Origin of the sequence: Plantibacter flavus, assembly GCF_900177615.1 — a bacterium.
GTDB lineage: Bacteria > Actinomycetota > Actinomycetes > Actinomycetales > Microbacteriaceae > Plantibacter > Plantibacter flavus.
Genome location: NZ_FXAP01000007.1, coordinates 94,253 through 120,673 on the forward strand (window position 1 = coordinate 94,253; position 26,421 = coordinate 120,673).

The window sequence follows — 26,421 nt, forward strand, 5'->3', positions numbered from 1 at the left end:
TCCCGAGCGGCGGCCAGAACGGAGCTCCACATGACCAGCCAACCCATCGATGAGATCGCGCACCGCCGCCACGCGGCAGAGGAGGCGTTCCGAACAGCGAAGGCCCACGCGGACGAGCTGCGCATCGAGCACACCCGTCTAGTCCTCGGAGCCGCGTTCCCTCGACACACCGTCGCGATATTCGCTCGTCAGTGGGACGAGGACCAGGCATGCCTCGTCCAGCTCCTCACCGACCAGCCTGGGGTCACCGACATCGACCTGATGAACGACCCGACAGACGGGATCCTCCTCAGCGAGCAACGACGCGCCATCGCCCTCGCCGATCAAGCGGTGATCCTCGTGGGCTCGGATGAGGATCTGTGGCGACTCATCGGAACGCCCGAGGTCGACCACAGCGACTGGTCGGAGTTCCCACTCGAGCTCCGGCACGTGGCCCACCAGGCGGCGGCATGAGCCACCCGGTCATCGCGCCACTGTCCGACGGCCGCCGGGTGCAGGTGCCCGGTGACTACGTCGATGAGTGGAAGACCGACGTGCGCGAGCTCAACACGCTCCTCGGTCTCGGCGACTGGTTCACGGATGGGGGCGAGAAGCGACAGGCCCTCATCGAGGGAGCGTCCAAGGATTGGGCGCGCTGTGACCATCCTCGGAACCCTGCGACGCAGGTACGCGTGACGAATCTGCGGCAAGCCGGCACCTTCGTCCCGAACGAACCACACGCCTCCGTCTGGATCTGTGACAAGCGAAGCTGCCTCCTGGACGCCATGGCCTGGGCGGAGCGCCAGACCAACGACACCGCGGTGTGGATCGACGCCGACGGTGCCGCCCATGAAGAATTGCCGGCGGTCACGGCATCGAACGAGCCTGCCGTCACGCTCCCGCTGACCCCTGCGGCAGCGAGCAAACTGATGGACGAAGATGGTTTCGTCGACCTCGCAATCAGCATCGACAAGGTCGAGTACTTCGATGCGCTCGGTGAGAGGGGTGAGCGCACCATCGAGGACTTCCTCCACGACCAGTCGTTCACTTTCGGGTTGCCGCACGACTGCAGCTCCGAACCCGTCGCCATCAAGGGCGAGGTCATCACCGTCAACTACACCACCAACATCCGGGAAGTGCTCCCGGAGGAGAGTGAGAGTCAGCAATGACCACAGCAGAGAACGCACCCGATGTCACGCCAGAGTCCGTTCCGAAGAAGGAGTTCACGGTCGCGGTCTTCGCTGACCCTCGGGCTGCGACGCACCTCTTGCAGGAGACGATCGCGAAGCTGATCGACACACGCGGCATCGAACTGGGGCTCATCGACCTCTCCTCGACGGCCGGTCGCTGCGTCGCCCAAGCATTCAAGGACGCCGGCGTCCCATACAAGTCACTGGAGTTCGGGCAAGAGTATCCCGTCGATGAGTCAATGGTGGACGGCGTACCCGCCGTTGACGTTGTGGCCGTGAGCTCGACGTGGGGTCACGCGTTTTCACGAGGTCAGCACTTGACGACCATCGACGAGCTTGGCGCCATCGATGCGAATGTCGTCCTCATCCCCGCCATGGTCGACATCGACGAGACGCACCTCGACTTCACACACGGCTCCCTCATGGGGGTCGTCTACACGCAGCTCGAGGAAGCGCGGCGACCTGTGCTCATCATCGACACCCCCGAGCGCGGACTGCGCATGGGTCCCGACGGGGCGTATCTGCGTGCCATCGTGCACGTGTCGGGCGCAAGCTAGCTGGATCCAGCACCCGCGAGCCGTCGTATCTGTTCATAAACGAGTGAGTACGACGGCTTCGTCGGTCCTAGTCTTGGACCAGTCCCCACCCTGATCTTCCGCGAAGGAGCGACATGAACAACCCCGGAATCACCAGCACCATCGCCGAACCGATCGACTTCGGCGTCTACCAGGACACATCCATCTTCAGCGTCCTCCGCCGAAAGAACGGCTGGACCGACGACTACCTGCAGAAGATCAACGATCCGTTCCACGCGGAGCTCAAGGACGTCGAGCAGATGACGGCAGAGCTCGAACGCATCCGCCTCTCCGGGGAACAGCTCGTCGTTCTCCCCGACTTCGACATGGACGGTGTGACCTCGGGCGTTCTCGGGTGGGCTGGTCTCAACGAACTCGGCTTCAACGTCCACCTCTACGTGCCTGACTATCGACGTGGGCACGACATCTCCGTCGACGCCGTCCGCGAACTGCGAGACCAGTTCCCCCACGCCAGTGCGATCATCACCTGCGATGGCGGCATCAACAGCAACGAGGGCATCGAGGAGGCCCGTCGCCTCGGTCTGCGCACGCTTGTCACCGATCACCACGTTGAGCTGCCGCCGGGAAGCGCCGCCGACTTCGCAGTGAACCCTGAGCGAATCGTCGAGGACTACGCACACCCCGGGATCTGCGGGGCCTACGTCCTGCACCAGGTGCTTGTCGCCTACGCGCAGCGCTATGCGCCCCACCACCTCGGGAGCATCTCGCTCCTGAAGCTGTTCGCGGGGATCGGGACAGTCTCCGACGTCATGCCGCTTTTCTTCGAGAATCGGCAGATGGTGCGCGACTCGCTGTCGTTGGCTCGCATGCTCCACGTATCAATCGCCGAAGACGACCAGAACACCAAGTACGACATCGAGAACAGCATCCTCATGATGCTGCTGCGGTCCAAGCCTCACCACCCGGCGTTCGTCTCGGCCTTCGAGGGGTTCGCGTTGATGATGCAGGCCTTCAAGGAGCACCGCAAGCCACTCCTGGATGAGAACGGTCTGCAGCTCGTCGACCCGTACGGCAAGCCGATGTTCGCCGCCGGCAAGCTGCGCAGCCTGGCCGACCTGAACGAGGAGTTCTACGCGTTCTACCTCGCACCGGCATTCAACGCCATTCGGCGAGTAGAGGGATCGATGCACGACGCCTTCGGGGTCTTCATGGCACCGACGACTGCTGAGAAGTACGAGCACGCGAAGAACGTCATCGACGCCAACGAACTGCGGAAGGAGCTGTCGGGCGAGTACCTGGAGAAGATCTGGACGGAGGACCAACCACTTGCCGACCAGGGGGTGTACTTCACAGATGCACCGTCCGGCATGTTGGGTCTCATCGCATCCCACATCATGCGCGAAACGGCTCGGCCAACGCTCGTCGTGCATCGGCCGAGCAACGCCTCTGATCCGATCAGCGGATCTGCACGCTCTCCGTTCTGGTTCCCGATCATCACAACGATGACGCCTCTCGGCTTCTTCGCCATCGGGCATGAGAGTGCATGCGGTGTTCGCCTGGAAAACCTCGCACAGCTCGGCCGCTTCGCCGAGGCGCTGGAGGAGGAAGCCGGTGGCATCTACGCCAGAATGCTCCTGAGCGGCGAGCTCGAAGCGGCAGAGAGCGCTGCCCTCGTCCTCGGACCGCAGGTCGACTGCGACGCTGGGCTGACCGACGTCGATGAGCTCATGGACCTCGCAAAGGGTATCGACTCCCTGGCGCCGTACGGCCACGGATTCCCTCGGCCCGATGTCGAAATCGTGGTGGACCTCGCGCGTTGCTCGATCAAACTCCTGGGCTCAGACGACCAACACCTGCGCATCGTCCTCCCGATCGGGATGAAGGTGCTCTGGTGGAACGCAGCGGATCGGTTGGAGGAACTGCAGCAGCTGGCCAAGAGTCACGTCCCCGGTGAGAGCATCATCCGGTTGCACGTGCGCTTCTCCATCAACGTCTTCCGAGGCAACGAGTCCGTTCAAGCGGTCGTCGAGCGGATGATCGACGACATGCGCACTGTCGACGATGAGTAGGCCAGGAGCAGCGCGCAGACCAGTGACCGGAGCCTGGGCCAGGACTGTCCTCGTCCTGGCCGGGTCGCTCGCGATCTACGTCGCGACAGCGCTGCTGGGCACGGTACTCACCGGCGACGCGATTGCTGGAGCTGCGATCTCCAACCTCGCCGTCTTCATCCTGGCCCTCGCGCTGCGGTGGCGCCGCACGGGGACTCCCCTGGCTCCGCCACCGCAGTTCCGCGCTCGATCGATCAGCTTCTGGGCCGCAGCCGCCTTCGGACTCGTTGTGTGCTGGCTCCTCGGCCAGACGGCCGCTGCGCTCGCCTACGACACATTCGGGTCTCCGGCGTTCGATGCGGCCAATGCGGCGAAGGCGGCGGGGCCGATCTGGCTACTGCTGCTGACGTCGTTGTTCCTTGCTCCGCTCGGCGAGGAGTCGTTGATCCGAGGGATCGCCTATCCGGTCTTGCGCCGCCACTGGCCCCCCTTGGCGTCGGCCTTCGTTACGTCCATGGTGTTCGCGCTCCTGCATGGCAACCTGGTCCAGATCGCCCTGACCATCCCCTTGGGGATGGTGCTGGCGGCCGTCTACGAGGCGACAGAGCGCCTCTGGCCGGTAATCATCATGCACGTCATCTTCAACATGACGAGCACCTTCGTTCCGAGATCATTCATCGAAGGTATAAGCCGCCCGGCAGTCGTGGTGGCCCTCATCGTGGCGACCGGGCTCGTACTGTTCGCTCTTTCACCAGCGCGATACAGGGCCGAGGGTTTAGAGGTCGAAAAGAGCACGGGACATCCGGCTGGGTAGCCGTTCCGTGCTCGAGAACCCTCGCTGAGAGCTTCCGCCCGTTGGCGGTCTCAGCGAGGGTTTCGGCTTGGTGGCCACCGCGCCGTGTGTTGAGCGGGGGCGCTGCTCCCCGCTGATTCAGTCAAAGTTCCAGGCGACCGAGTCCCGGCGGCGGGGCCGCGGCGACTTGATCGGTGCCTGACTGTTCTGTTTGGGTGACCGGGTCGGCCGGTCACCCGGGTGTGTGGTTGAGGAGTGCTTTTCTGGCTGTGGCCGGTAGTCTCCTCAGACACACTTTTCAAACAGGATGAGACGAGGTGAGACCATGAAGATCAGCACGACGTTCTACAACGACGAGGGTGAGCTCATGGCTCCCCGTGAGCTCGACGTGAAGCTCTCCAGCGTCACGCCCGGCGGGTTCCCCTCCCTCGAGGAGGGCTTCTACCACCGCTTCAAGTTCGAAGGCCGGACCGAAGCTGAGCTCGAGACCAAGTCTCGACGCTTCTTCGCGGAAATGAACGACGTCTCGGGCTACCTGAGCCTCGTCATCCGCCCCTACAGCGTCGAGATGGGCAACTACGTCCGCCATGGCATCGACGTCATCTACGTCGTCGAGAGCGCCAAGCAGGCCGAGCAGGCAGCTGCGCAGGCATCCGCCCGCAGAGCTACCCAGGCTCACCTCGCGCCGTCTACCGTCGTCGCTGCCTCTCGCACGCGGTAACTCCGATTCCCCGAGCCTCCCTGCGCGGAGGCTGCCCCCCGGGTACCCCGCGAGGGATCTCTCCACAACTGCCTCGGCGGATCGTGGCGAGGTCCCTCGCACCTTTTCCTTGAACCTTCCGGCGTAGGCGCTGGCTCGGCGGTAGCCCTACGCCCGCTTGCGCCGGAAGCACGACGCCCCGTCCAGCCGATCTGCTTGCCGGAGTGACCTCGCTCGATTCTGTGATTGCACCCGTTCGAGGGCCATGTCCATGGAAGACTGAGAAGAGGCTCGTATACGCGCAAAAACAGAGAGATTCGGTACCGCCATGAAGATCGCCCAGCAGGCCCGCGTTACCACCATCATGGTGGCCGCAGCCCTTGTGCTCACAGGCTGTGTCGGTGCTGGTCCGGCCGTCGATCGAGACACGGAGACCGCAGCGCCCGCGCCCAGCGCGTCCGCTTCTCGGTCGGGCGCCGATGGGCAAGCGGCGTTTGAGAAGGCGGCGAAAGATGCCGTCGACATCAAGGTGCTCTCGGTCATCGACCCGCGCACCTTCCGGGTCGCGCCAAGCGACGAGGCTCAAGCGAGAAACCACCTCTCAGGTGAACTCACCGTCACCCTGTTTGACGACGCGAAACTCGTCACACCAAAGCCCGACGAATGTGGCTACGACAAGGCGCTCGCTTTCGCCACCCAGTACTTCACCGAGAACCCGGAGGCCGGCGCGATCGTGTCCGGTTCCTTCTCGAGCTCGTCCTATTTCGAAGCGGCCCTTCGTGCAGGTGTGGCTTACATTCCTGACGTCACTCCTCCCCTCGCGATCGCGCAGGAAGAGGGTCAGGTCGCCGACGGGAGCCTCTGGGTGACCTGCCCCGGCTTCGGCGACTGACGAGCCGCTCGCAAGCCCCTGCGAGGAGCGCAGTGCCGAACCTTGCTCCTCTCAGAACAATGCGGTCGACCGCTACCGCCAGTGTGAGATCTTCACTGCCGGCGCCCTCGAAAGACCATGTCCGACCTGTTACCCCTACGCAGCCCGCGGCGATGCTGCCGATGCGTCTGCCAGGAATCGACCAAACTCCCCACTTCACCAACACCTAGCTCCAGAAGGAGATGATGACCATGTCTGACGAAGTCAGTAGCAAGAGCACCACCACGAAGCCGCCTCGGTCAAGCAAGAAGCGCTTCGCTCTCCTCGCAGCCGGCGTGCTCGTCCTCGCCAGCACGATCACGGTCATCTCTGTCGGCGCCAGCGATCGTGAGACCGCGCGCCAGTGCGCAGTCGCCGTCGAGAACGGCAAGTCCATCGCGAAGCGCGCGACTGCCTCCGTGGTCAACGCCAATGCCGCACTGGAAGCCGTCAAGAGCACGGTGCTGCCGAAGAACGGCGGTACCAGCCGCGACTACGCCTCGACGCGTCCCGCCGTGGAGGAAGTGGCCGAGATCAAGGCCGTGCCCGCCAGCGACGGTGTGGCTGCTGTGGCAGCCGTCGCACCCGTCGAGGGCCGTCTCAGCGGCGCCGAACTCATCGCGACCGTCGCTGACGCCACGCCAGCAGTCGAGAAGATCACGATCGCCGCGAAGTGCGCCGATCGTGACCAGGCGGCGGCAATCGTCAAGACCACCAAGGCCGCCGAGGCGGCCGCCAAGACGCTGAACACCGCACGCGCCGTGCTTGTGGCAGACTTCGCCGGATTCCAGACCGACGAGACCAAGCGCATTGCCGCGGAAGTCGAAGCCGCCCGCGTCGCGGCCGAGGCAGCCGAAGCCGCTCGCGTGGCTGCGGAAGCCGCAGCTGCCGAAGAGGCGGCTCGCCGAGCAGCCGAAGAAGCCGCTAACAACAGCAACAACAACTACGACGATTCCGACAGCTCTAGTGGCGGGAGCAGTGGTGGTGGTTCCGGCGGTGGCGGTGGTTCCGGTTCCGGTTCCGGTGGCGGTGGCGGTGGCGGTGGCGGTGGCGGTGGCGGTGGCCAGATCGGCCCCGGCGGCAACCCGGACGGCAACTGCTGGACGGACAACGGCGCCGGCGGAACCCGTCCCTGCTGAGCCATCCCGCGCACAAACCTCTCACCCACCATCGGTGGTGCTGAGAATCGGACCACGTCACCATCGGGTGGCGCGTCCAGACCGAGAGTCCCCCGGGGAGCATCCGCTCCTCGGGGGACTCTTTTCGTGCCGAACCGCGAACCGTGCAGTCGATGTCCATGCGTCCGCATCCAAGGAACTGTGAGCAATCATGAACGAGATTCACAACACCGTCACCACGGACGGTGCCACCCTGATGATCATCGCGTTTGTCGTCGCGGTCATCTGCTTGATCGTGTTCTTCTTCTTCGGCGGTGAACCAACCGGCTCGAAGCTCAAGCGGCGCCGAGGACAGATCTGCCAGGGCGTCGCGGCATTCATCTTCGTGCCCAGCGTCGTCGCCTTCTTCGTGGTCGGGGGCACCCATCGCGCAGACTTCGAGGTCGTCTACTCGGATACTGACCGGGCCAACGACGTCATTCTGCCGGACGGTTCAATCACCGGTATCGGCGGACCGTTCGTAGAGATTGACCTCGACCAACACCGAGCCTCCTTCGTCACTCGATCGGAGGATGGCGTGCTCAAGAGCTGGGATGTCCGAACCGGCACGACGTGGGACAGCACTCTGCTCGGAGGCGTGACTTGGTCGATCGCGGATGACGCTTCGGGCGGTTCCGCATACGTGAGCCACCAGAGCTGCAAGCTCGTCAATCGCGCGGGTCACACAGCCGCCACCGGAGGATGCGGAGCTACCAACGTGATCCACATCCCACCGATCCCCGAACGCCTGCCGTGAGCACCCCCTGCACCGCGGGAGATGCTCTCCGATCGAATTGCGAGCCCAACCATGAACCCAGACAACCTCGTGCAGCCCATCGTGGTTCTCCCGTCGAATCACTTCGAGACGATCGCAGCCGCGGCCCTCGCCTCGGCACTCGCCTGCGCCGGCGCCGACCGTTCAGGGGCCCCCTGGAGCGATTGGCTCAGTGCCGGATTCACCAAGAGCGTTCGCCGAGCCAAGCGCCCGGCAGACCTCGACCGCGTCCGAGCTGTCGCGCTCACCCGGACTGAGATCGGCGTCGGAGAGGCTGTGGCCATGGCTTTCGCGCCCATCGTCTATGCGGACAGCCCGCCGCCGATCAGCCGACTGCAGGTGTCCGGACTCGATCTGGCCCGCGAGCAGACCACGTTCACCCTTCCGGGTGCGATCGTGCCGCAGGTCCAGATCAACGCCACCGTCGCCATGACGACCGGGAAGACCGCTGCGCAGGTGGCGCACGCGCTCGGAGTGTGGGTGCTCACCATGCCGTCCGAGCTCGTCCATTCGTGGGTAGAAAACCCAGGCCTCGAACTCGTGACGTGCCCGTTCAGCGGTGACACCGGTGAACCAGGTTCATGGGCAGTGGTCCGTGACAACGGGCTCACAGAGATCCCGGCGGGAACCGCCACCGTTCGGGTCGGCCTGCAGTTCTGACGCGCCGGCCAGCTCGGCTGTACCCAACTCAACCCGTCGAAGCCGGGTACAGCCGGGTCGGTAGCGTGCGGACGAAGAGTGCCTGATCAAGGACGCAATCCGAGACCGCAACGCTGAACAGCGTAACCAAGTGCGTAACGCACCGATTCAACCAATTGTTCCTCCTGACCAGTGATTTTGATGATCTGTACCCGTTGTACCCACGATTCTCGATTTTCGCTTTGCATGCACGTGTGTGCGCACATGCGCATGTGTGGGCTTCCTGGGAAAGGTGGGTACATGGGGTACAGGGTTACGTCTATTCGTTGAAAAATATAGGAAGAAGGCCCCTACACCTGTACCCAACCTCATATATGGGCCGAAAAAGTTGGGTACACGCATTCGAGCTGAGGTCTCCCCATTTGGCGAGCTGATCAGTGGTTTAGCACTCCCGGGGTTGTACCCAACCTCACTTCCCTACTCGGGTACAACAGCGCTCGATGGTCATCAGCACGTACCCAGTCCACGCGAACTCGAGAGCAGACCTCGCGGTCAAAGCGGTGTCCGCCGACCAGCCTGGACGAGCGGAGCGGCCGCCTGCTGCTGAGGTTGGGCGAAGCTCCGTCTGCGACCGACCGGACACCATGCGGCCACATCAACCGCACTCCCCGACGCCAGTGAGTCGGACCCGATTGCAGCACTCGACTGGCATTCCGAGCAACACGCAGCTTCGAAACCGTGGGCTTCTGCACCCGGTGCTTCGTCCGCTTTTTGCCGCATCTTGTGTTTTTGTACCTCCAGCCACATCTGACTTCAACCCGATGGTATTCTGGTACCGATAAACGCGATTATCAGAACTATTCGGAGAAGACCCCTTTTCCGCGATTCTGAGGTCGAAATCGACGATTCGGGGTGCTGGTGTGAACGGATGGATGAGCGAGAGCCTCATGCCGGCCTGCGTACGGACCACTCCTCCGCGCGTCCTGGGTCCGTTTCGCGTGAGCCGAGTGTCCTCGTGAGCGCCGGTAACTTCGACGGCCTGCGCTCGGCCGTCGTGGACGCTTCCGAAGCAGGGAGCTGGATGGAAGCCCGCAAGGAGTGGGAGATCATCGGGGCCGAGGAGAGTGTCGCGCTGAAGGGTGTGTGTCGGTGCGGGCAGGCACGCCTGCGCATGCTCTTCACCATCGGCAACCGACTCAACGGGCGGGAGATTGCGCCGGTGGGGAGCTCCTGTATCAACAACTTCCTCCGCAGTGACCTCAACGACGAAGTTGAGATCCTGAGCCGAATCTCGAAGCTCCGTCTGGCAATTCTGGACGGGACACCCACCCAACTCGACGGGAAGTACTTCTCGAGAGTTCTGGTCAAGCACTTCGAAGCTGTCGGCGTCATCACGACGAAGGAGCACCAGTTCCTGCTCGACATCTTCAACAAGTCTGCGTCCGGCAAGGGCGCTCTTTCCGTGAAGCAGCAGAGCTACCTCGACTCCCTCACGATCGGCAAAATCGGTCCCTACGTCCTCCATCACCCGAAGCTCACCTGATGATCGATCCCACGAGCAACCAGCCGACGACGACCATCGTGGCCGCAGGCGCAACTGCGCCGTCCCTGCAGAGCGCACCCATCCCAGATGACCTTCTCGCTGGCATTGCCGCCCACCAGGCGAACTCCAGCGCAGCAAACACGACTCGTGCCTACCGCAGCGACTGGGCCGCCTTCGTGCGATGGTGCGAGGTCCACGACCAGGTCGCTCTACCTGCCGACGGCACCACGGTTGCCGCGTACATCACAGACCGCGGCGCGCTCCTGAGCGCCTCGGGTGAATATGCGTACGCGCCGAGCACCATCACCCGCTGGGTCACATCGATCAACATGCAACACCTGCGCGCCGGCTACCCCGCGCCAGGTGCGCTGGCGGCCGTGAAGGACACGCTCTCCGGCATCCGTCGAGGTCACGTCCGTCCTCCCCGACGAATGGCGCCTCTCCTGCTGGCTGACCTGAAGAAGGTCCTCACCGCAATCGACATCCACAGCTACCCGGACGGCATCATCGGCCACCGCGACGCAGCGCTCATGGTCATGGGTTTCGCCGGTGCGTTCCGCGGCAGCGAGATCGCCGGGCGAACCATCGGGGACGTGACGATCCACAGTGAAGATGGGTTGCACGTGCGGCTGCTCACCTCCAAGACAGATCAAGAGGGTCGTGGATCGGTGAAGGGTCTCCCCTACGGCGAGAACCCGCTCACTTGTCCCCCCTGTGCATTCCTCCGCTGGATCCGTGTCCTCGATGTGGCAGAGAACGCGTCCCGCAGCGACATGATGACGCTCCTGCGCACTTCGGACTCTGCGTCACACCTGTGTCATGGGCCGACACCCGAACTCGACCGTCTCGACCCGAAGGCCGGCCTCTTCCGACCAGTCCGGCGCGGCGGCCACATCGGAGCCAAGTCCATCAGCGGGGACGTCGTCAACATCGTCGTGAAGCGACGCCTCGGGGCCGCCGGAATGAACGCGAAGCGCTTCGGCGGACACTCGCTCAGAGCAGGCTTCGTCACCCAGGCGCTCCGCGCCGGAGCCTCGCCGCAGGAAGTAATGCGCCAGACTGACCACAAGAGCGCTTCGACGGTAGAGATCTACCGCCGCGAGCACGATCCGTTGCGGCAGAACGCTGTAACGAGGATAGGGCTGTAGAAGATGAGGATGACATGTCCCCGATGACCGATGACGACTACCGCCAGCGAGCAATCGCGGTGCGCCAGATCGTTGAGACCACCGGGCGTATCCCGCGACACTACGCGAACCACGTGCCTGAGTCCGAAGGCAAACTGCGCGCGTGGTGGGACGGACAGATGACACGCCTTCGCAACGGGCGCATGCCAGCAGAAGTCGCGGAGATTCTCGATGACGCCTTCCCCGGGTGGCTGGAGAACAGCAACCTGAAGAAGGAGCACAAGCTCGTCATCCTCCACCCGCTCCAGTTCGACGACGCCGTCAAGCAACTTGCAAAGAAGCTCGAGCAGGACGGCTCCTACCCGATCTGGATCACTTCTCTGGGGCAGTGGCTCCGCGAACAGCGCACTCGTGACACCGCCGGCGAGCTCCCAGAGGACGAACGCGCCACCCTCGACTCCGTGGCGCCGGATTGGCGAGCACCTGGTGTGAGGAAGTCCGCTGCTGCGGCGAAGGAGTGGCGCGAGCGCACGGAAGAAATCAGTGCCTTCATCAACGAGTTCGGCCACCTACCTCGCGCATCCCGCAGAGCAAGCACCGAAGAACGCAAGCTCAATGCCTGGCTCAGTCGCACGATCCAAGGGGAGATCGATGTCATCGCGAGCGGCGATCTCGACCGCTTCGCACCAGGGTGGCGCGACTACAAGATCGTGGTCGATTCGGGCATTGATCTAGAGTTCGCGGACTTCACGACAGAGCTCGCGACCTTCGTCACAGCCTTCGGTCGCCTACCCGAACCAGACGGAGAGGCTCTCCCTGACGATGGGGAGGCAGAGCTCCACCGCGAGCTCAACAGCTACCGCCTCCGTCGACGGGACCTCGCCCTCGACGCGATCCAGATCGAACAGCTCGATGCGATCGACCCGGGCTGGGCTGTACCAGCGCAGCAACTCCCGGAAACAGATGCATCCTTCCGTCGCCGGCTCGAGCGCGTGCGAGAGCTGTACAAGCGCAACTACTCCTGGCCGAAGACGCCTCACTCCGACTACCTCGTTGCAGACGCCGCACAGTTCATCCTCGACCAACAGCTGAACTTCCGCGCCGGAACACTGGGTAAGACCCGCCTCGGACTCCTGGACTCGGTCTTACCAGGGTGGCTCACCGCGTCCGTTGTGTACGGCGTCCGCAGCGTCGCCGGACAGGACTACGTCGACGTCGCCATCGAAGCCGTTCAGACCGCGTTCCCGAAGCTGGCATCGACCGATCCTCTCGGGTTCGCGCGTCGTGTCGCGATCCTCACGAAGGAGGGCGTCATCGAGTCAGAAGAAGACGACACCGTGGTCGATTCTTCGAAGACGAAGAAGAAGGACTCCGACGAGGGGGATGACCCGAAGGAATGACACAGCTGACCTCGAGAGAGGCGCGCGACTGGGAGCTTTTCGTCGACTGGTGCGTGTCGATGTCCCTCGCGCCTCTCCCGACGTCCGGCGCGACTACTGAAGCCTTCCTCGAGGCATTCCCCGCGGCGGCCGCCACCCAGATCCGGCGCCGGCGCGTGATCCACAAGCAGAACTCTGCCGTCGGTGTGGCCTCAGAAGCTCCCGTGTCCTCAGCGCTGAGGCACGGCGACGGTTGGGCGTCTGTGTCACGAGCGCTCGCCCAGGTCCCGAAGTACCACTACCCCACCGGATTCCAAGAGGCTGTTCGAGGACGCCGCGATGGATGGCTCATCGTGCTCGTCGGTGTGCTCGGTATGAACCGCCAGCAAGCCGTCGACGTCACGACGGACGACGTGACGGTGTCCCCTCACCTGTCCATCTGCGGCCAAGCTGTCGAGCGTTCCGAATCCGCGGACGAATGTGCCGCGTGCGCTGTGACCCGTTGGCTGCGCGTCGTCGGTGACCTGACGCCATGGTTCAACAAGGCTGCGATTACGAGGGTGGTCTCCCCCATCGGCGTCGAACAGTCGTCACACGACTGCGGCGTGGATGTGGACAGGGCCTGGAAGGATGCCACGACGCTCCTTCCCTCCATCAACCGTCACGGTCACCCCGTCGACAGCCCGCTGAGCCTTCGGTCCATCAGCGCGACGATGGCTCGCCGACAACAGTTCGGGGAAGTCGCCACCATCCAGGAGTACACCGTGCGAACAGGCGGACGCTTCGCGAACGCCACCTCGAGCGAACTCGCCGCCGCACAGGACGACGTCGATGCTCGGCTCGATGAGATGAGTGCCTGGCTGAAGGCCCTACTCGCTGAAACCACGGAAACCCTGGATCACCTCACGGTGATCGGTTTGTAGTGTCCGCCCCTCGGCGGACACGCCCCTGACGGATGAGCAACATGGCGCGCGCGAAGCGCGCACCGGGTGGTGGTTCGAAGTCTTCAACCTGACTTCTCCACACCGCTGTAGCTCAATTGCTCCGGATCCACCCTCGCTGGTCGATACCGACCTAGCCGCCCCAGCGCGAAGCTGGCCACCTTGATTGCGTCTGCAGAGAGTTGGTCACCATGGGTCTGTTCATCGACGCCGGAGAACGCGTTCCCAGACGGGCTCCGATGAGCGGTCTCGCCATCACCGCTTTGGTGTTCGCGGCGACCGGCTTCATCACCGTCATCGGCTTCTTCATCGCACCTGCACTCGCACACGTAGCCCTCTTGCGCCTGCGCAACCGAGACCTCGGAGGACGTCGTCTGGCGATCGCCGCGCTCTGGATCTCCTACATCAGCCTGACCACCGGAACGCTGTCGCTCGTGATCATGCTGATCGCGGCGTACGCAGCTCTTCCCGCCCCACAGTTCTTCTGACCGAACCCGTCGATCACCGACAGAAAGCGAGCCGCTCATGGCCGACCACCCCGACGACGAGTGGTCCGACAACGCTGGCCTGTCCGAGGACCGCGAACCCCTGAGCAAGAACGATCCCGATGCAGGTAGCCGGTCCAGAGTCGACTCCGCTCGGCCGGAGGCAACACACGCTGCGGACTGTGGCTGCGCAGACTTCCACAGGCAGCGGATCTGGCTGACGCTCGATCGCGCTTTCCCGACCGATCCGCACATCTGGCGGGCGCTCGAGGAGATCTTCGCCCTGTCAGAGCAGAACCCTCATCCCCTGGACGCTCACGGTCGACGAGCCGCTCTCTCGCGAGCCGCGCAGCACCTGCAGCAGCAGCTCGAACTCACGCCTGTGCCGTCTGGACCGCTCGACCAGTTGGTCGAGGAGTTCCGCCGACAGCTGGACGACGGCATCTGACCGAAGACACCAAGGCCGCACCCCTACACCGGGGTGCGGCCTTGCTTTGTCGCGCCCGGATCGGCTCGGACCAACCGCGATCCCCCGTGAGGAGAAACCCTCCACAGACACCCGGAAAGGTGAACGATGGCCACCACGCAGAATGAAATCACCATCCAGGCCACCCGGACCTACCTCGCCTCGATCAAGTCAAATCCCTTGCCGTCGCCGGCAGCCATCGAGGAGTCTCTCCTGGCGAAAACGAACGCGCTCTTCGCGCTCGAGAACAGCGGGCGAACGGGATCGCACAGAATCAACCTGCTCAAGCGCCTCACGTTCTCCCAGGTCGCTGAGATCCTGATCTCCCTGCACCGCGTTGTTCGTATCGCCCCCTCGGGTAAGAACACCGATCGGGACCATGATCTGCTCGCGATCTATGTCGACGACGGAGAGGACGAGGGAATCTACGCAACGAGCGAGGACCAGATTCGCAGCATCGCGCGTCTGTACAACCGGGAGCTCACCATCAACGAGTCCCGAGAGGTCATGACCGTTCTTCGTGAGGAAGCCCCCAGGGTCTCACGCTGCGCCGACCGCGACATGATCGCCGTCAACAACGGGGTCTTCGACTACCGGAAGAAGGAACTGAAGCCGTTCGATCCCAGCATGGTGTTCCTCTCCAAGGCCCGCGTCGACTACGTCCAGGGGGCGCTCTCCCCGGGGATCCTGACACCCGACGGGGAAACCTGGGAGGTCGAGAGCTGGATGCACACGCTCACGGACGACCCGGAAATCATCGTGCTGCTCTGGGAGATCCTCGGGGCCATCGTTCGGCCGCACGTGCGCTGGAACAAGAGCGCCTGGTTCTTCTCCGAGCTCGGCAACAACGGCAAGGGAACACTCGTGGAGCTCATGAGGAACCTGGTCGGAAGCGCCAGCTATGCATCGATCCCGATCAGCGACTTCGGCAAGGAGTTCCTGCTGGAGCCGCTGACTCGGGCAAGCGCGATCCTCGTCGACGAGAACGACGTCGGAACTTTCATCGACCGCGCCGCAAACCTGAAGGCGATCATCACCAACGACGTCATCTCCATCAACCGCAAGCACAAGACTCCCATCGCCTATCAGTTCTGGGGGTTCATGGTCCAATGCCTGAACGAGTTCCCGCGCATCAAGGACAAGTCCGAGTCGTTCTATCGGCGGCAGCTGTTTGTGCCGTTCACGAAGAGCTTCACCGGCGCTGAGAAGCGCTACATCAAGGACGACTACGTCGGGCGCGACGACGTGCTGCAGTACGTGCTCCACCGCGTGCTGCACATGAACTACTACACGCTCTCGGAGCCCGAGGCAACGAAAAACGTCCTCGAGGAGTACAAGGGCTTCAACGACCCGGTGCGCTCGTTCTGGACCGAGTTCGAGGAAGCATTCGTCTGGGACCTCGTCCCCTTCGCCTACCTCTACGACCTGTACAAGGCATGGTTCGCGAAGACGAACCCGTCCGGCTCACCGATCGGACGCATCGTGTTCGTGAAGGATCTGCTGGCGATCGTGCACAAGTCGACGCTCTGGCATTGCGCCGATCAGCGCCAGCAGGTGCGACCGGGGAAGATGATGGATAGCCCTGAACCCCTCACCGCACGCTTCGACCTGAAAGACTGGATGAACCAGGCGTACACGGGCAGTGATCCCTTGAGGAAGTCCACCGTGCACCCGCTGTCATCGAGCTATCGAGGCCTGCAGCGGACCAACACCCCGCCGGCAGCGGCGGGCGCAGTGTCGGCACCTGGAGGCGGATCCACGACGTAGCAACCAACCCCAACCGGGCGCACTGAGAGATCGGTGCGCCCGGCACAGGCGTGCATCCGCATGCCCGAGACCCACACCCCAAGACACCAGAGGAAGGAGCCGGCAGATGTCGCAATCCACGCAGGCACCCCACCCGATCAAGCAGGCCGTAACCGCCAAGACGGCGAACTTCCTCTACTACGACATCGAGTCACTGAACAACGTCTTCTCGCTGTGCGCCTACTCGCCCCGCACCAACTCGGTGGAGGTGTTCTTCCTGGTCGATCCCGTGGAGGGTTCGTCGCTGACCGAGGAGCTCCGCGCGCATCCGTTCAGCACCAAGCTCGCCGCCGAGAGGATCATCGCCGAAAACCCGGCCTTCCAGGTAGTCGATGATCTGAAGCGCACGATCAACTTCCACGACCTCTCGACCTGGCTGGGCAACTACGCGCTCGCGCAGCTGTTCGGAGTGAGCGACGCAGACTCCGTCAACGACCCCGATTCGAAGTCGCAATTCACCAACCATCTCCGCCCGGTTTGCGACACCGACCCCGGTTACGATCCATTCCTGCGGCACCCCTATTTCGTCGGCTACAACTCGTTCAGCTACGACACGACGATGCTTGCGGCGTACTTCTTGGAGGCGCTCAGCCACCTGCCCAAGGCGCTCGCGCAGAAGCAGGCCGCCGACTACGGGTTCCAGCCGCCGAAGGCCAGCATCATGCGAACCCACAACGACGAGCTGTTCAAGGACACGTACATCTCGTACATGCCGCGCTACCTCGTCGAGGGTTCCGTCGCCCAGGGCAAGCGCTGGAACTCCATTCCGAACAAGATCCGCCAGGCGATGATCAACTCGGGTCGCCACATCGACGCCGCGCGCCTCAACGAGGCGCAGCAGTTCGTCGGCCTCAAGCGTCTGCTCGGCGGTCTCGGGAGACAGATCATGGAGAGCGACAAGCTCGGTGCACACAACGCCACGGTGGAGACGGTGCGGGATCTCTACGACCTGCTCGCCTACAACGTGTCTGACGTCGTGGGACTCGCGAAACTGTTCCAGCACCCCACGTTCTCGTCGGCGTTCGACCTCAAGAAGGGTCTGATCGACGAGTACCCGGAGACGATCTACGAGCGATCGAAGTTCTCCTCCGCGCCGAACATCAGCCCGAAGGCTGTGAGGAAGGGGCGCCTGACGCCGGATTCGTCGTCAGCGAAGCTCGTGGGGCTGATCCTGAGCCCGTATGGCCACCTGAACGACATCCGGGGCGTGAGCTTCATGTACCCCTCCGAGATGGTCGCCAAGGAGCGTGGCATCGAGCGGGTGAACGTCCTCGACGAGTGCCGAACGTTCTTCTACGACGGTGTCAGCGATCCTGCGGCACGAGCCCAGTTCGACCTCGTCTACGCGTACTACAAGTCGATCGAGGGGAAGAACTTCAACGCCTCGGAGGAGTACGCCGACACCTATCCTGACGGCGATCGCGCGCATGTGCTCTCGGAGATCCCGAAGGCGCCCAACAACCTGCCGTACTTCCACGCAGACGGTTCGCCGTCGACCTGCTTCGCCACCTTCTCCACCGGTGGCATTCACGGCGCCGAGGCGGACTGGGGAGCCTACGGCGAGGAGCTCCTCGCCTGGTCGGAGAACGAGCAGCTGCTCGCCGACGTGAAGGCTGCATACCCCGACCCGCTCGTGGTGCGCACCACCAAGGGTGGTGTGACGCTGCCGAATGGTCGAGTGGTGCAACACGGTGAGGTCCTGACAGCCAAGGCGACCATCAAGGCGCTCACCGCTCGCTCCGAAGCCATTGCGGCGCTCGGTGCGAACCCGTCCCCGGAGCAGCTCGACGCCATCGAGCAGCAGTACGTGGGCGCCGGATACAAGCCCGCGAAGCCGCGACCCGAGCTCTTCGAGCAGAAGGTCGATGGCTCAACGAAGCTGAAGCCGAAGTATGCGTTCACCTCGATGGCCCGCGCCATCCACGAGGACTTCACCAGCTACTACCCGAACATGCTCCGCAACATGAGCGCGTTCTACAACGCGGACCTCGGTGAGGACCGCTACGCGAAGATCCTCGCCGACAAGGACCGCTATGGGCGAGAGATGAAGATACCGGGACTGAGCCCTGAGGAGAAGACCCACCTGGGTGTGCTCCGCAATGGGACCAAGCTCATCCTGAACTCGGCATCCGGTGCAGGTGACACCACGCACACGACCCCGATCCGGGTCAACAACGCCATCATCTCGATGCGCATCATCGGTCAACTCTTCTCCTGGCGTATTGGCCAGGCGCAGACCTTGGCCGGCGCCCGGATCATCTCCACGAATACCGACGGTCTCTACTCGGTCCTCGACGAGGAGACCAACAACCGTGTGCTCGCCGAGCAGCAGGCGCTGATCAACGTGGAGATCGAGCCCGAGCCACTGATCATCGTGAGCAAGGACTCGAACAACCGTCTGGAGCTCGAGGTCCCCGAGGACGACTCGACGCCGGTGTGGGAAGCGAAGATCGTCTCCGCATCGGGTGGAACACTCGCGTGCCACCAGGAGCCACAGCCCACGAAGAGCCTCGCCCACCCGGCGGTGCTCGACTGGGCGCTGGCAAGGTACCTCCGCTACGCGGCCGGCGCATACGTGCCGAGCTGGAGGACCGACCCGATCAGCCTGGCCGAGCCACTGGACCGCCGTCTCGGCAAGCAACTCCTGCTCGAGGCGGCACGTGACAGCGACCCTGTACTGGCAGCCCGCCTGTTCCAGAACGTCGTTGTCGCCTCCAACGGCAAGGTGACGATCCCGTTCGCGTCGGACCCCGTCGACCCCTCGAGCGACGACCAGGACACCGTCGTGAACCCACGGACCATCCAGCACTACAACCGGATGTTCATCGTGCACGAGGGCAAGCCCGGGGCGGTATCGCTTCGGGCCGCTGGTGCCTGGGTCGTGAATGCTGCGTCCAAGATCCGTCGCAGCCGCGACGGTGTGGCGCCGGTGCACACCGATCCCGTGGCAATGGGGATCCTGAAGGCGAATGGCTTCGCCAGGGACCGACTAGACGCCCAGACGAACAACCGAGTGTTGCTGCCCGAGGATCAGGACGTCGCCGTACGCAAGATCACGGGTATTGACCCGGCGTGGAACATCCTCATCGAGAACGGCGATCTGCTGTGCATGGGTGAGGACAGGCTCCGGGACCTGCTCGGGTGCCTGGACCTGGATGTCTACCTCGACATGCTGGCCAGCACCTACGAGAAGAACTGGAAGAACAGCGCGGCTGACGCCGGCGTGGCGGGCGACGTGCTCGCTGAGTCGTCGTCTCAAGACGACGAGCTCGCAGAAGACGGCATCGCCGCATAGTCGCCCGAATCCACAGGCCGCAATCGCCACACGAAGGGGCTCTGGCAACCCAGCCAGGGCCCCTTCGTGCACCATCCAAACACCCGTCCTGAGATTGAGAGCCCCCGATGCAGAAGCAGCAGCAGAAGACCCAGATCAACGACATCGGTGATGTCCTCCCCTTCATCGGATCGTCCGTCGTCGTCACCGCCCCGCTGGCTCACCAGACGGCGGTCGTCGCGGCCGGAGTCCTGACCTACATCACCGAGGTGACAGACCGCAACGGCACAGGCGAGTTCCTCGACCTGGTGTTCCAAGGTGCCGTCACCGGGCATTACGACCCGCTCGTGCGCATCGACTGGAACAACTGGGACGGAGAGGAGCACACGGCGCCAACCATTCAGCGGATCTAGTCAGCCCGGCTGGCAGACACGACCGAAACGAACCAGCTCACCAACTGTCCAGATTCCATCGCAGAAAGCGAGACCCTTCCATGAGCACCACTTCTCCACACGGTGAGACTGCCAGTCCGCCACCATTCGACGGAGCTGAAGCCGAGCTTGGGGTGATCGCCAGCTGCATGGCGGAAGACCGCAGCAACGACTGGTCCGAGGAAGTGAGGACATTGGCCACGATCGAGGCCGAGATCACCTCGGTGCGCCACGAACTCCAGCGCTACCGCAGAGCCTTCGGACCGATCGACGGCATCGAGACCGTCAAGCGCTACGCCGACCTCGGCGAGTTCACGGCCGCAGCACTCGGGTCCAACACGGAGTGGCCCGGAGCGGAGCCGCTGGAGTGGATCGATGAGCACTGGGGGAAGCTAAGCCCCATCGGCATCGGCGATCAGACTCCTGAAGACCTCGTCCACTGGCGGGCGATCGCCGACCGGCTCGGCATCGAGCACAACGGCGAGCCCGTCGAGGTCTGCTCGGTCGATGAGTGCAGCGGACTCGTCCCCGCGGACATGCTCACCACGGTCTGCCCGCAGCACGAAGAGGACGAGGCACCCGACGTCGCCACTATCCCCGGATACGCCACCACGACGACCTGACCCGAAAGAGATCCCATGACTCTCCATCGAACCCTCGCCACGATCAGCACCGTGCTCGCTGATGGCGACCTCGAACCCCTGGACAAGATCCAGGAGCTGAACCGAATCACCGCCCGAGCACAGGCTGACGCGCAAGACAATGCGGTCACGATGGCCACGAAGCGCCCCGAGGAGGTCTTGCGCGACGTCGTCGGAGTCGGTGCACTGTCAGGGCTCCCACCTGCCGGCTTCGCACCGCTCGTCAAGCCTGTCATCGATCGTCTGCCCAAGCTGTTCGACAGCTTGATGGCCGCGCCCATCGATCGCGGGTACTTCGACGAGTTCCAAAACGTGCCCGGCGTGTCGGCCCTCGAGCAGCGCGCGCTGCTTGATCTCCTCGCTCGCTACGACGAGACGATCGCCAACCACGACGCTCTCACCGACTCCGAAAAGGAGGACGTGAAGGTCTACGAACGCCACGAAGACACGCTGCTGGCCTTCACCTCCGAGTTCGCCGACGCCATCCGAAAGGCCCTCGCATGAGCCCCTTTGACCACGAATCCGCGAAGCTCTCCCGAGCGAAGAACCCCCGCCTGACCGTCTTCGACACCGGTGAGGTACTCGAGGCTCAGCCGCAGCCCATCAACACCGCGACGACCACAGAACAGATGGGGTGGGTCGACTTCGAGAACGACGAGAGCGCGACCATTCTCAGCATCCGAGTCTCTCCCTCGGGCACTCAAGAGGACACGACGGTCATCAACTTCGACTCCCTCGCCGACGGTCGGATCGAGATCCAGCGGTTGGGTGCCACTGTCTGGTCAGGCGAAGCCTTCAACGATCCGAACCAGAACACCGATCCCACCACGGTCGGCGACCTCGATGGATCACCCGACGCGGCCAACTGGCTGAGCCCCGGCCACGTCCTCGATGCGAGCGAGGTCGCGTACCTCCGCAGCCTCCGACTGCCGGCCGACGCAGGACCCTCCGCCGTCGACGGGCGAGTGACGGATGTCCATGGGTAAGCCCGAAAACTACGTCGAGTCGTACCTGTACAGCCGGGTGAGAGCGAGCGGCGGCCTCTGCCTGAAGTTCATGTCCTCGATCAGCGGCGTCCCCGACCGGATCGTCATCCTCGCCGGGCGCACGGTCTTCGTTGAGACGAAGGCTCTAGGGAAGAAGCCGCGGAAGCTCCAGCTGGTCCGCTTCAACGAGATGCGCGTGGCCGGCGCTGACGTGCGCGTCATCGACTCTAGAGAACTCGTCGAGGAACTCATCAGCGAGCTGCTGGCGTCGTCGTCTGGCTCCTCAACCCTCCGCGCAGTCGCGTAGAGCCACCCGCAGAATCGCGACAGAACCGATACGGCGCCAGGCGGCGCACCACTGGTGTGGCACAGAACGGTCCACCACGCCGACCACAACCACGGGTTTGCAGACCCACAGAAGGGATACACCTATGCCTGCTTCGAGCAGCACAGACACCAACACCGCTGAGCTCACGACCGTCGTGTTCAGCAAGAACGACTGCCCCGCATGCACGAGCACCAAGCGTCAGTTCACGAACAAGGGTCTGCCATTCGTGGAGATCAACGTCGAGCTCGACACCGCGCCCCGCGACGAGTTCGGGGGTCTCACGCCCCTGGAGCACGTCATCGAGAACTACGGACGCCAGATGCCGGTCGTCGTCGTCACCGACGACCTCGACCAGGACGACGCCTGGTCCGGTGCCCGACCTGACAAGATCTTCGGCACGATCGCCCGCTTCCGAGACGCCGGCCTCCTGATCGACATTGTCCCGGAGTGAGCCGGCCGGTTCGGTCGAGATCGCCCACCTCTGCACACAGTTCCTCGCGAACGACCGCGACGCTCAGGGGTGGGCGTTCCTGTACCCGAACGAGGAGTCATGGGAGTCCCCAGACTGCGATGAGATGAGCGAGCGCTTCCTGCGCTTCGCTCGTGAGCTCGGCTTCGACGGCGTCCTGGTGCGAGCGGAATCCGCCGCAGAGGGAGAGCACTGGTTCACGGTCGTTCAGCCGGCACACGCCGGGGAACCAGTGGCGATCGACTGGACGGCTCGTCAGTTCCACAACGCAGGTCACCCCGCGCCACCGACGGATCCGCTACTCATCCCGTGCCCGCTGGTCTTCCCTTGGCCATCGGACTACCCCCTCGACATCGTCGACTTCAAACGCATGGGACAAGCGTCCACGCCTGCGAGACAGTCCTGACGTCACAACGTCCGAAGCCCCCCCCCCCGCTCAGAGAGGAGTCTCACCATGGCGTTCACCATGCCAACCCTGCTGCCGCACCAAGACATCGTCTGCGAGTGGATCGTCCAGCACGCGAAGTGCGGGATCTTCCTCACGATGGGCGGAGGGAAGTCGCTCAGCACCCTGACGGCGCTCGCGCGGATTCGACCCGCTGGCCACATTCTCGTGGTTGCCCCCATCAACATCGCCCGGTCGACCTGGATCGACGAGATCGTGAAGTGGGGCTTCCCGCTGCGCGTTCGGAGTCTCATCGTCAACGAGCGGGACAAGAAGCTCAGTCGTGCCAAGCGGCTCGAGCGCTACAAGGCCATCTTCTCCGAACCGCCCACGATGTACTTCATCAACGTCGACCTCATCGACGACCTGGTGAAGAACATGCCCCGCATGCAGGTGAACGGGCAGGAAGAGATCCAATGGCCGTTCCAGACCGTGATCGTGGACGAGTCGCAGACGCTCAAAAGCCCGACCGGTACACGCTTCCAGGCGCTGCAGATTGTCGCGCCGGCGACGGTGCGATTCATCGAGCTCACCGGCACACCGACACCGAACGGTCTGATTGATCTCTGGAGTCAGATGTTCCTCCTGGACGGTGGCCTCGCCCTCGGGCGAACCTTCCAGGAGTACGTCGACCGCTTCTTCAAGCCCGCCCTGATCGTCAACAACGTCGTCCGCCGGTGGGAACCTCGACCTGGGGCCGAGGATGAGATCTACGCTCGGGTGCGGCACAAGGTCATGAGCGCCCAGAACACCAGCATCCCGATGCCGGAGGTGTCGAACGAGATCGTGAACGTCACTCTGGACAGCGACACCCTCCAGGCATACAAGGACTTCACGCGGGACCTGGTGCTGGACCTCGCCAGCCCCGACCCGAACAACCCGGGAACCCTGACGATCACCGCCGACAACGCGGCGATCCTCTACGGGAAGCAGCTGCAGTTCGCCTCGGGCACGATGTACGTCGACGACCAGAAGAACTACGCGGTCATCCACGAGGAGAAGCTGGCGATGACGGACTACCTCGTTCGGAACAACGGGGGATCACCCGTCCTCATCGCCTACCGCTACAAGTCGGACCTGAAGCAGCTCCTGCGGCATCTCGGTGCTGCAGGGCACGACGTCAGGGCGTTCGATGGAAGCCGAGGCATGATCGCGGCCTGGAACGCAGGGCAGATCCCGGTCATGCTGGTTCAGCCCGCAAGTGCGGGACACGGCCTGAATCTCCAGGACGGTGGCCGCACCTTGATCTGGTACTCGCTTCCCGACTCCCTCGAGCACTATCAGCAGACCAACGCCCGTCTCGCGCGCATGGGGCAGAAGCACCCGGTGCAGATCTGGCGACTGGTGACCAAGGGGACGCGCGACGAGAAGATGCCTCGGATGCTCGAGCGTAAGCACCTCGTTCAGCTTGGTCTCCTCGACGCGGTCCGCGTCGAAGTGCTCGACGTCGCTGACGACATCCGCGAACTCCTCGGCGATCTGGACCTGATCAACATCTAGAACGCGTCCGGAAACAGCGTAGAGACCCCCTCGAGTCGAGGGGGTCTCTGCGAGAGCGATGTGTCAGCCGAACGCCGGCGTCGCGTCGGCGGAGGCCGGGTCGGGTGCTGGAGGAATGTAGATGAACGGTACCCGCAGCACTGCCCCTTCGGAGATGACGTTCACGTCGCGCACCGCGTTGTAGTTGGCGATGTAGTCGATACTCATCCCGAACCGCGCAGACAGGTCTGTGAGGGTGTCACCCTCCTGGATCACGTAGATCTCATCAACCGGTTCTGGAACCGGGTTCTGATCGCTGTCGCGATCCGGGGGTGTTACCGAATCGTCTGTGTCCGGTGTTGGGCTCACGCTCATAGTCGGCACAGCCTGTGCGGCACGGGCATCCGCGATCGCGGACATCGTGTTCGCGGCGCCCAGGCCACCAACCAACAGGACGCCCAGCAGCACGGCCGCAGATGCTCCACCGGCGATCATCGGGCCTCGACCGAACCCCTTCCCGAGGTACGTGCGAGCACGACCGGAGGGCCGTGGTTCGGTATTCGATTCGCCGGCCATTCGGGACGCCCTTTCGCGGTGTCTACTTGGTGATCGAGAACAACGCGCAACAGTCGTTTTTCCTCGTTTCCCAGTGTAATCCGAGATACCCTAGGAACCAAGCAGGTCCCGCAGGGGCAGCAACACCCACCACAAGAAACCACGCAGAAACCTCAAAGAAAGCAGGCTCATCATGGGCATCCCCGCAGAGCGACTCCGTGAGGGCCAGCAGGTCCTCGTCCGCGGCAACATCTCCTTCTCCCGTCTCGCCAGCCTCGTCGAGGGTGAGGCGCTGGCTCGCAGCATCGAGCAGGCCAAGAGCCGAGGCTCGCTCTACCCGACCAAGGTCCCCCACACGACGATCAACATCGTCAACGCGCGCGTCGTCCCCGGCGACCCTACCAACCCGACCCTCGAAGAGCAGTTCGTCAACGAGAAGATCTTCCCGGTGAAGAAGGGCGAGAACGCCGGGAAGCCCGGCTTCGGCCTCGACAGCAAGTCGACCTACCTGCCGACCATCCTCGAGCCGGACCCGGAGCACGAGGGTCAGTACCGCCAGGTCGTCCTCGAGCGAGACCTCGCAAGCGGCCTCGACGTCACCATCGTGATCAACATCTTCAAGAACGGTGATTTCGAGAAGCGTGGCCTCGGTCTGCAGCAGGTCGTCCTCCACGAAGAGCTCCGGTACTTCGCCTCCGGCGTGAGCGCGGCCCAGCTGGCTGCTCGCGGCATCGTCGTCCACGGAGACGTCAAGCCGGTCACGGGCGTCGCGGCTGGCCCCGTCGCCGGCGCCGCCGCGCCGCAGGCAGCCGTCGCAGCTGCGCCGGTGGAGTACCCCGCCAACACCGTCGCCGACCCGCGTGGCTACGCGGCACCCATGCCGGGTGCCCAGGGCACGTTCCCGGCGCCGGCAGCGCAGTCGTTCCCGGTGAGCGCGCCCCTGGTGCAGACTGCACCGGCGGCGCAGGCGTTCCCGCAGGCCGCACCGGCCGCCGCACTGGCCGCTCAGCAGTTCCCCGTCAGCGCTCCGGTCCAGGCTCCCGCGCCGGCGGCCGCCACCGTCGCTGCCCCGGTCGAGTCGCCCGAGGAGACGATCGCTCGTCTGCAGCAGCAGCTCGCCGAGCAGGCCGCAGCGCAGAACGGATCCGGTGGCGCATCTGCGTTCGACGCGGCCGCGCCCGCGGCGGCGCCCACCGCGGTCGGCGGATCGAGCCCCTGGGACGTCGCCGGCCTCGTCGGGGCTGGTTCGTACCAGGGCTAGAACCAACCAGCGCAGAAGGGCCCGGGGCATTCGCCCCGGGCCCTTCTGCGTACTCACCCCAACCCAACGAAGGAATCC

At 63.9% G+C, this 26,421-nt stretch carries 27 protein-coding genes; 26 read left to right on the top strand and 1 reads right to left on the bottom strand.

Annotated elements, in window-relative coordinates:
* Positions 1-30: 30 nt before the first annotated feature.
* From B9Y95_RS18690 to B9Y95_RS18825, 25 genes are all read left to right on the top strand, one after another.
* Positions 31-453 carry a hypothetical protein gene (locus tag B9Y95_RS18690; RefSeq protein WP_085514166.1) on the top strand — a complete coding sequence of 141 codons (423 nt, stop codon included), beginning with the start codon at positions 31-33 and terminating at the stop codon, positions 451-453.
* Positions 450-1,148, top strand: coding sequence for a hypothetical protein (locus tag B9Y95_RS18695; protein ID WP_085514167.1), 699 nt, complete (start codon positions 450-452; stop codon positions 1,146-1,148). Before B9Y95_RS18690 ends, B9Y95_RS18695 begins: the two co-directional genes overlap by 4 nt.
* Positions 1,145-1,726, top strand: coding sequence for a hypothetical protein (locus B9Y95_RS18700; protein ID WP_085514168.1), 582 nt, complete (start codon positions 1,145-1,147; stop codon positions 1,724-1,726). The genes B9Y95_RS18695 and B9Y95_RS18700 overlap by 4 nt, the downstream gene beginning before the upstream one ends.
* A 113-nt stretch (positions 1,727-1,839) precedes the next feature.
* Positions 1,840-3,774 carry a DHH family phosphoesterase gene (locus B9Y95_RS18705; RefSeq protein WP_085514169.1) on the top strand — a complete coding sequence of 645 codons (1,935 nt, stop codon included), beginning with the start codon at positions 1,840-1,842 and terminating at the stop codon, positions 3,772-3,774.
* A gap of 22 nt (positions 3,775-3,796) precedes the next feature.
* Positions 3,797-4,567, top strand: coding sequence for a CPBP family intramembrane glutamic endopeptidase (locus B9Y95_RS18710; RefSeq protein ID WP_159453460.1), 771 nt, complete (start codon positions 3,797-3,799; stop codon positions 4,565-4,567).
* Positions 4,568-4,871: 304 nt separating this feature from the next.
* Entirely contained in the window at positions 4,872-5,267 is a 396-nt protein-coding gene (locus B9Y95_RS18715) for a hypothetical protein (RefSeq protein WP_085514171.1), read from the top strand.
* Between the two features lie 307 nt (positions 5,268-5,574).
* On the top strand, positions 5,575-6,138 hold the full coding sequence (locus B9Y95_RS18720; protein ID WP_085514172.1) for a hypothetical protein: 564 nt from the start codon (positions 5,575-5,577) through the stop codon (positions 6,136-6,138).
* 230 nt (positions 6,139-6,368) lie between these two features.
* Positions 6,369-7,295 (top strand): hypothetical protein, encoded by a 927-nt coding sequence (locus B9Y95_RS20530; protein ID WP_143736586.1) that lies wholly within the window; start codon positions 6,369-6,371, stop codon positions 7,293-7,295.
* 190 nt (positions 7,296-7,485) lie between these two features.
* A complete protein-coding gene (locus tag B9Y95_RS18740) occupies positions 7,486-8,070 on the top strand; it encodes a hypothetical protein (RefSeq protein WP_085514176.1) in 585 nt (194 codons plus the stop codon).
* Positions 8,071-8,121: 51 nt separating this feature from the next.
* Positions 8,122-8,748 (top strand): aminoacyl-tRNA hydrolase, encoded by a 627-nt coding sequence (locus B9Y95_RS18745; protein WP_085514177.1) that lies wholly within the window; start codon positions 8,122-8,124, stop codon positions 8,746-8,748.
* A gap of 994 nt (positions 8,749-9,742) precedes the next feature.
* Positions 9,743-10,270, top strand: coding sequence for a hypothetical protein (locus B9Y95_RS18750; RefSeq protein WP_085514178.1), 528 nt, complete (start codon positions 9,743-9,745; stop codon positions 10,268-10,270).
* A gap of 38 nt (positions 10,271-10,308) precedes the next feature.
* The gene (locus B9Y95_RS18755; RefSeq protein ID WP_159453461.1) at positions 10,309-11,418 is read left to right on the top strand and encodes a tyrosine-type recombinase/integrase; all 1,110 of its coding nucleotides are present in this window, start codon (positions 10,309-10,311) and stop codon (positions 11,416-11,418) included.
* A 182-nt stretch (positions 11,419-11,600) separates the two neighbouring features.
* The gene (locus B9Y95_RS18760) at positions 11,601-12,797 is read left to right on the top strand and encodes a hypothetical protein (protein ID WP_143736587.1); all 1,197 of its coding nucleotides are present in this window, start codon (positions 11,601-11,603) and stop codon (positions 12,795-12,797) included.
* Positions 12,794-13,699 carry a hypothetical protein gene (locus tag B9Y95_RS18765; protein ID WP_085514181.1) on the top strand — a complete coding sequence of 302 codons (906 nt, stop codon included), beginning with the start codon at positions 12,794-12,796 and terminating at the stop codon, positions 13,697-13,699. Before B9Y95_RS18760 ends, B9Y95_RS18765 begins: the two co-directional genes overlap by 4 nt.
* Positions 13,700-13,908: 209 nt before the next feature.
* Positions 13,909-14,205 (top strand): DUF4190 domain-containing protein, encoded by a 297-nt coding sequence (locus B9Y95_RS18770; RefSeq protein ID WP_123539838.1) that lies wholly within the window; start codon positions 13,909-13,911, stop codon positions 14,203-14,205.
* 37 nt (positions 14,206-14,242) lie between these two features.
* On the top strand, positions 14,243-14,650 hold the full coding sequence (locus B9Y95_RS18775) for a hypothetical protein (protein ID WP_085514183.1): 408 nt from the start codon (positions 14,243-14,245) through the stop codon (positions 14,648-14,650).
* A gap of 126 nt (positions 14,651-14,776) precedes the next feature.
* Positions 14,777-16,435, top strand: coding sequence for a DNA primase family protein (locus B9Y95_RS18780; RefSeq protein ID WP_085514184.1), 1,659 nt, complete (start codon positions 14,777-14,779; stop codon positions 16,433-16,435).
* A gap of 106 nt (positions 16,436-16,541) precedes the next feature.
* A complete protein-coding gene (locus B9Y95_RS18785) occupies positions 16,542-19,769 on the top strand; it encodes a hypothetical protein (protein ID WP_200811445.1) in 3,228 nt (1,075 codons plus the stop codon).
* A 107-nt stretch (positions 19,770-19,876) separates the two neighbouring features.
* Positions 19,877-20,161 carry a hypothetical protein gene (locus tag B9Y95_RS18790; RefSeq protein WP_085514185.1) on the top strand — a complete coding sequence of 95 codons (285 nt, stop codon included), beginning with the start codon at positions 19,877-19,879 and terminating at the stop codon, positions 20,159-20,161.
* 212 nt (positions 20,162-20,373) lie between these two features.
* Positions 20,374-20,802 carry a hypothetical protein gene (locus B9Y95_RS18795; RefSeq protein WP_148071503.1) on the top strand — a complete coding sequence of 143 codons (429 nt, stop codon included), beginning with the start codon at positions 20,374-20,376 and terminating at the stop codon, positions 20,800-20,802.
* Between the two features lie 15 nt (positions 20,803-20,817).
* On the top strand, positions 20,818-21,324 hold the full coding sequence (locus B9Y95_RS18800; RefSeq protein ID WP_085514187.1) for a hypothetical protein: 507 nt from the start codon (positions 20,818-20,820) through the stop codon (positions 21,322-21,324).
* The gene (locus tag B9Y95_RS18805) at positions 21,321-21,806 is read left to right on the top strand and encodes a hypothetical protein (RefSeq protein WP_085514188.1); all 486 of its coding nucleotides are present in this window, start codon (positions 21,321-21,323) and stop codon (positions 21,804-21,806) included. Before B9Y95_RS18800 ends, B9Y95_RS18805 begins: the two co-directional genes overlap by 4 nt.
* On the top strand, positions 21,799-22,113 hold the full coding sequence (locus B9Y95_RS18810) for a PDDEXK family nuclease (RefSeq protein ID WP_085514189.1): 315 nt from the start codon (positions 21,799-21,801) through the stop codon (positions 22,111-22,113). Before B9Y95_RS18805 ends, B9Y95_RS18810 begins: the two co-directional genes overlap by 8 nt.
* A 124-nt stretch (positions 22,114-22,237) precedes the next feature.
* Positions 22,238-22,585 (top strand): glutaredoxin family protein, encoded by a 348-nt coding sequence (locus B9Y95_RS18815; protein WP_085514190.1) that lies wholly within the window; start codon positions 22,238-22,240, stop codon positions 22,583-22,585.
* 472 nt (positions 22,586-23,057) lie between these two features.
* Complete coding sequence (locus B9Y95_RS18825; RefSeq protein WP_085514192.1) at positions 23,058-24,548, top strand: DEAD/DEAH box helicase; 1,491 nt, start codon at positions 23,058-23,060, stop codon at positions 24,546-24,548.
* Between the two features lie 63 nt (positions 24,549-24,611).
* Here the strand turns inward: B9Y95_RS18825 and B9Y95_RS18830 are convergent, their stop codons facing one another.
* Positions 24,612-25,022: a LysM peptidoglycan-binding domain-containing protein gene (locus B9Y95_RS18830; protein WP_123539837.1), complete on the bottom strand. Its 411-nt coding sequence runs from the start codon at positions 25,020-25,022 to the stop codon at positions 24,612-24,614.
* Positions 25,023-25,275: 253 nt separating this feature from the next.
* Between B9Y95_RS18830 and B9Y95_RS18835 the strand changes: the two genes are divergently transcribed.
* On the top strand, positions 25,276-26,343 hold the full coding sequence (locus B9Y95_RS18835) for a hypothetical protein (protein ID WP_085514194.1): 1,068 nt from the start codon (positions 25,276-25,278) through the stop codon (positions 26,341-26,343).
* Positions 26,344-26,421 lie beyond the last annotated feature (78 nt).